Raw genomic sequence first — 5,619 nt, 5'->3', positions numbered from 1 at the left:
CGCCCGCGCCGCGGCTACCGGTGCCGCACGCGGCAATTGCCGATACGCCATCCGCACCGCCCGCCGCCGCAACCGGGCATGCCGCGCAGACGTCGCTGCGCGAGATCGCCGCGCTGGCCGATCTGGGCCGGGTGCGAGACGCCATGGCGAAATGCCTGGCGCACATCGAGATCCACGGCGCCAGCGCCGACGCGCTGCATCTGCAAGGTCTGCTGCTGGACGCGGAAGGGCAGTCGCGGCAGGCGCAGGCCGCGTACCGCAAGGCGTTGTATCTGGACCCGAACCACCGCGAGGCGTTGCTGCATCTGGCGGCGTTGGTGGCGTCGGATGGCGATCACGAGGGCGCCCGCCGCCTGCAGGCGCGCGCGGCGCGCGGGGAGGCGCGACGTGACTGACGCGATTGAAGCGCTGTCCGGCGTGGACGACTGCTGGAACCGCATCGGGATACGCGGCGACAAAAGCTGCCCGCAGCTTGCCGAGCACGTGCATTGCCGCAACTGTCCGGTGTATGCCGCGGCGGCCAAGCGTATCCTGGACCGCCTGCCGCCCGCCATGGAAGCGGCCGACGAGGCCGCGCCTGCGCAGCATTCGGCCAATCTGTCGTCGCTGCTGGTGTTCCGGCTGCACCGCGAATGGATGGGCCTGCCGACCCGGTCGCTGGATGAGGTGGCCGGTACGCGCGGCATCATCAGCCTGCCGCACCGGCGCGATCCGGCGGTGCTGGGCGTGACCAACGCGCGGGGCACGTTGACGGTGTGCGTGTCGCTGCCGCGCCTGCTGGGTCTGGATGCCGCGGCGCCGCAGGCGCGCGAGCGTCCTGCCACCGCCCGCATGCTGATTTTCGGCGGCGCGGGCCGCGCCGTGGTGCTGCCCGTGGACGAGGTCGAAGGCATGCACGAAGTGGACCTGGAAGCGTTGGAGCCGCTGCCGTCGACGGTGCAGGGCGCAAGCCTGAAATATTCGCGCGGCGTGGCGCGCTGCGGCGGCCGCGCCGTCGGGGTGCTGGACGAAACCCTGCTGATGCAGGCATTGGAACGGAGCCTCGCTTGAATCCCGATCAGATGCGCGACGCCTCGCTCCTCGAACTGTTCCAGATCGAGACGCGCACCCAGGTGCAGGTGCTGAACGACGGGCTGCTTGCCCTGGAAAAGAACCCGACGTCCGCGCCGCACCTTGAAGCCTGCATGCGCGCCGCCCATTCGCTCAAGGGCGCGGCGCGCATCGTGGACCTGCATCCGGCGGTGCGCATCGCGCACGCCATGGAAGACTGCCTGGTGGCCGCGCAGGAAGGCCGACTGCTTTTGCAGGCGGCCGACATCGATGCCTTGCTGCTGGGCACCGACCTGCTGCAGCGTGTCGCGACGCCGGGCGTGGAATTGGACGCCGAGATCGGCGACCTGGTGGCGCGGCTGAGCAGCGCGCCCAATCTCCCGAACGCATCCCAAGCGCCCGGTACGGCCGCCGCGGCGCCGGCCAACGTGCCGCGCACAGGCCGGCCGTCGGACTACCTGCCGCCGATCGTGCGAATCGAAGACGAGCCCGCCGCCGCCGCGCCAGCGCCCGCCGCAAAGCCGCCCGCACCCGCCATAATGCCATCGCGCCGCAGTTCGGACGGCAGCTTGGGCGAGGGCGAGCGGGTGTTGCGCGTCACCGCCGACACGCTGAACCGCCTGCTCGGCTTGTCCAGCGAGACCCTGGTCGAGTCGCAATGGGTGGGTCCTTTCAGCACGGCCATGCTGCGGCTGCGGCGGATGCAGACGGGCGCGGCGCACGCGTTGGACGGCCTGCGCGCCGTACTGGCCGATCAGCAACTGGACGCGCGCGGCCAGTCCGCACTGGACGACGCCCAGCGCATCCTTGAACAATGCCAGCGTGAACTGACGCAGCGCGCCAGCGAAGTCGACGAATTCGGCTGGCGCATGAATCATCTGACGCGGCGCCTTTATGACACCGCGCTCGCCTGCCGCATGCGGCCCTTTGGCGACGGCGTGGGCGGCATGCCGCGCATGGTGCGCGATCTGGGGCGTTCGCTGGGCAAGCAGGTTCGCCTTGAAATCGAGGGCGAAAACACGCAGGTGGATCGGGACATCCTCGAAAAGCTGGATGCGCCCCTCATGCACCTGCTGCGCAACGCCGTGGATCACGGCATCGAGGCGCCCGACGTCCGCGAACGCGCGGGCAAGCCGGCCGAGGGCCTGATCACGCTGTCGGCGCGCCATTCTGCGGGCATGCTGCTGGTCGAACTGGCCGACGACGGCACCGGCATTTCGCTGGACCACCTGCGTGAAGAAGTCGTCGAACGCAAGCTCACCAATGCCGAGACCGCGTCGCGCCTGAGCGAAGCCGAGTTGCTGGAATTCCTGTTCCTGTCGGGTTTCAGCACGCGCGACGAGGTGACCGAAATCTCCGGGCGCGGCGTGGGGCTGGACGTGGTCCAGACCATGGTGCGCCAGTTGCGCGGCGCAGTACGGGTCTACCAGCAGCAGGGGCGGGGCACGCGCTTTGTGCTGGAGATGCCGCTGTCGCTGTCGGTGGTGCGTAGCCTGCTGGTCGAGGTGCAGAACGAGATCTACGCGTTCCCGCTGGCTTACGTCAGCCACGCGTTGCAAGTGGACGCCCAGGACATCGAGCAATTGGAGGGCCAGCAGCACTTCCGCTTCCAGGACCGGCAGATCGGCTTGGTGTCGGCGCGGCAGATCCTGCGCGCCGGCGAGGCCGCGCCGGGCACGGATACCTTGTCCGTGGTGGTGGTGGGCGACCATGACCGGCTCTACGGCATTGCCGTGGACCGCTACGTGGGCGAGCGCACGCTGGTCTTGCAGCCGCTGGATCCCCGCCTGGGCAAGGTGCAGGACGTGATGGCGGGATCGCTCATGGATGACGGCACGCCGCTCCTGATCCTGGATGTCGAGGACATGCTGGTGTCCGTCCAGAAACTGATCGAGGGCGGACGGCTGTCGCGGGTGGACAGCGGGTCGGGCGCCGCGGCCGCGCGCCGCCGCAAGCGCGTGCTGGTGGTGGATGATTCATTGACGGTTCGCGAGCTTGAGCGCAAGCTCCTGCTGAACCGCGGTTTCGATGTGGCGGTCGCCGTGGACGGCATGGACGGCTGGAACATGCTCCGCAGCGAGGACTTCGATCTGATCGTGACCGACGTCGACATGCCCCGCATGGACGGCATCGAGCTGGTGTCGCGGATCAAGGCGGATCCCAGGCTGCAGACCCTGCCCGTCATGGTGGTGTCGTACAAGGACCGGGAAGAGGACAGGCAGCGCGGGCTGGATGCCGGCGCGGACTACTATCTGGCCAAGGGCAGCTTCCATGATGATGCGCTGCTCGACGCCGTTGAAGACCTCATCGGGAAGGCACGGACGTGAGAATCGGGATCGTCAACGATATGCCCCTCGCCGTCGAAGTCCTGCGGCGAGTCATTACATTGGAACCCGGCCTGGAGGTCGCCTGGACGGCGTCCGACGGTCTGGAGGCCGTCCAGCAATGCGCGCGCGACCGTCCCGATGTCGTGCTGATGGACCTCATCATGCCCGTCATGGATGGCGTCGAGGCCACGCGCCGCATCATGGCCGAAACCCCCTGCGCAATCGTTGTGGTCACCTCCGACGTGGCGGGCCACACGTCGCGCGTCTTTGACGCCATGGGCCACGGCGCGCTGGATGCGGTGGACACGCCGGTGGTCGGCGCCGCGGACATGCGCACGGCGGCGGCGCCGCTGCTGCGCAAGATCCGAAACATCGGCTGGCTGATCGGCCGTTACGGCAATCGCGCCGCATTGACGCCGGTCAGCAAGCCTGCGGCGCCCGCGAGCACGCGACGGCTGCTCGCGGTGGGCGCGTCGGCCGGCGGCCCGGCGACACTGGCCCAATTGCTGCGCGACATTCCCCTGGATTTTCCGGCCGGCATCGTGCTGGTGCAGCACGTGGACGCGTCGTTTGCGGCGGGCATGGCGGACTGGCTCAATGACCAGGTGCCGCTGCCGGTCAGGCTGGCGCGCGAAGGCGAACGGCCGTTGCCCGGCCAGATTCTGCTCGCTGGCACGGATGACCATCTGACGCTGCTCGAGGATGGTACCCTCCGGTACACGGATTGCCCCCGCGAAAGCCTGTATCGGCCTTCCATCGATGTCTTCTTTCATAGCGTTGCGCAGCACTGGCGCGGCGTCGCGGTCGGCGTGCTGCTGACCGGCATGGGCCAGGACGGCGCGCGCGGCCTGAAGGCGCTGCGCGAGCGCGGATGCCTGACCATCGCACAAGACCAGGCGACCAGCGCCGTCTATGGCATGCCGAAGGCAGCCGCGGCCATGCAGGCCGCGGTGGAAATCCGGCCGCTCGAACAAATTGCGTCGCGCGTGATTCAGGCTTTCGCCTGAGCCGCGGGACATCGTTAGCATCAAGGACTCACTATGCTCCCATCCCCTGACGACACGGTCTCCGCGGATCTCAATTCGCATGGGGCGATGGTGTTGCTCGTCGACGACCAGGTCATGGTTGGAGAAGCGATCCGGCGCGCGCTCGTGCCCGAGGGCAACATCGATTTTCACTATTGCTCGGATCCCTACAAGGCCTTGAGCGTGGCAATCCAGACCCGGCCCACGGTCATCCTGCAGGATCTGGTGCTGCCCGGCGTGGACGGCCTGAGCCTGGTGCGCGAGTACCGCGCCCATCCCGTCACGCGCGACATCCCCATCATCGTGTTGTCCACCAAGGAAGATCCTGCCATCAAGAGCGCGGCCTTCGCGGCGGGCGCCAACGACTACCTGGTCAAGCTGCCGGACTCCATCGAGCTGATCGCGCGCATCCGCTACCACTCGCGTTCGTACATGGCGCTGGTGCAGCGCGACGAAGCCTACCAGGCGCTGCGCCAGAGCCAGCAGCAGCTGTTGGAAAGCAATATGGAGCTGCGCCGGCTGACCAATTCGGATGGCCTGACCGGTCTGGGCAACCGGCGTTACTTCGATGAATACCTGAATGCCGAATGGCAGCGCGCGGGACGGGACAGCCGCGAGATCAGTATGCTGATGATCGACGTGGACCACTTCAAGTCCTACAACGACACCTATGGCCACATCGCGGGCGACGAAGCGCTCAAGCGTGTCGCCAACACCATCTTCGCCAGTTGCGACCGCTCCACCGACCTGGCGGCGCGATTTGGCGGCGAGGAGTTCGCGCTGGTGCTGCCGGGCACGCCGGGCGGCAGCGCGCGGCTGGCGGCCGAAAAGCTGCGCCGCGCCGTGGAAGCCATGCAGATTCCCCAGCGCGACGCGGGCTTTGGCCCGTGGCTGACGGTAAGCATCGGATTGGCGACAGCGGTGCCGCGAGAGGGGCAGCCGTGCACCGAACTGATCCAGGCCGCCGACCGGGGCCTGTATGAAGCAAAGCGGCAGGGGCGCAACCGGGTGGTGCCCGGACAGCTCTGATGCGCTTGCCTGCCGCTCCGCCTGCTAGCGGGGTTGCCGGCCGCTGATGCCGGATGCGCCCAGCATCAGCAACAGGCTGACGGCAACGGCCACTGTGGCCATCGCCATGCCTTCGCCCACAGATCCCTGCTCGAACTGCCGCCACACGAAGATCGACACGGTCTGCACGCCGGCCGGCGCCAGCAGCA

At 68.2% G+C, this 5,619-nt stretch carries 4 protein-coding genes and 1 pseudogene; all 5 read left to right on the top strand.

Annotation, left to right across the window (positions count from 1 at the left end):
- Nucleotides 1–395, top strand: a pseudogene (locus B3446_RS03035) (tetratricopeptide repeat protein); the annotation flags it as partial.
- Nucleotides 388–1,050, top strand: a complete 663-nt coding sequence (locus tag B3446_RS03030) for a chemotaxis protein CheW (RefSeq protein ID WP_291377272.1) — start codon at nucleotides 388–390, stop codon at nucleotides 1,048–1,050. The pseudogene B3446_RS03035 and the gene B3446_RS03030, both read left to right, overlap by 8 nt.
- On the top strand, nucleotides 1,047–3,377 hold the full coding sequence (locus tag B3446_RS03025; RefSeq protein ID WP_291377271.1) for a hybrid sensor histidine kinase/response regulator: 2,331 nt from the start codon (nucleotides 1,047–1,049) through the stop codon (nucleotides 3,375–3,377). Before B3446_RS03030 ends, B3446_RS03025 begins: the two co-directional genes overlap by 4 nt.
- Entirely contained in the window at nucleotides 3,374–4,384 is a 1,011-nt protein-coding gene (locus B3446_RS03020; protein ID WP_175121209.1) for a chemotaxis response regulator protein-glutamate methylesterase, read from the top strand. Before B3446_RS03025 ends, B3446_RS03020 begins: the two co-directional genes overlap by 4 nt.
- A 33-nt stretch (nucleotides 4,385–4,417) precedes the next feature.
- Entirely contained in the window at nucleotides 4,418–5,431 is a 1,014-nt protein-coding gene (locus B3446_RS03015; protein ID WP_191575444.1) for a response regulator, read from the top strand.
- Nucleotides 5,432–5,619 lie beyond the last annotated feature (188 nt).

This window comes from Achromobacter sp. UBA5777, assembly GCF_002418565.1.
Lineage (GTDB): Bacteria > Pseudomonadota > Gammaproteobacteria > Burkholderiales > Burkholderiaceae_B > Achromobacter > Achromobacter animicus.
The sequence above is the reverse complement of the archived record's forward strand: the minus strand, read 5'-3'. Positions and strand labels throughout refer to the sequence as shown.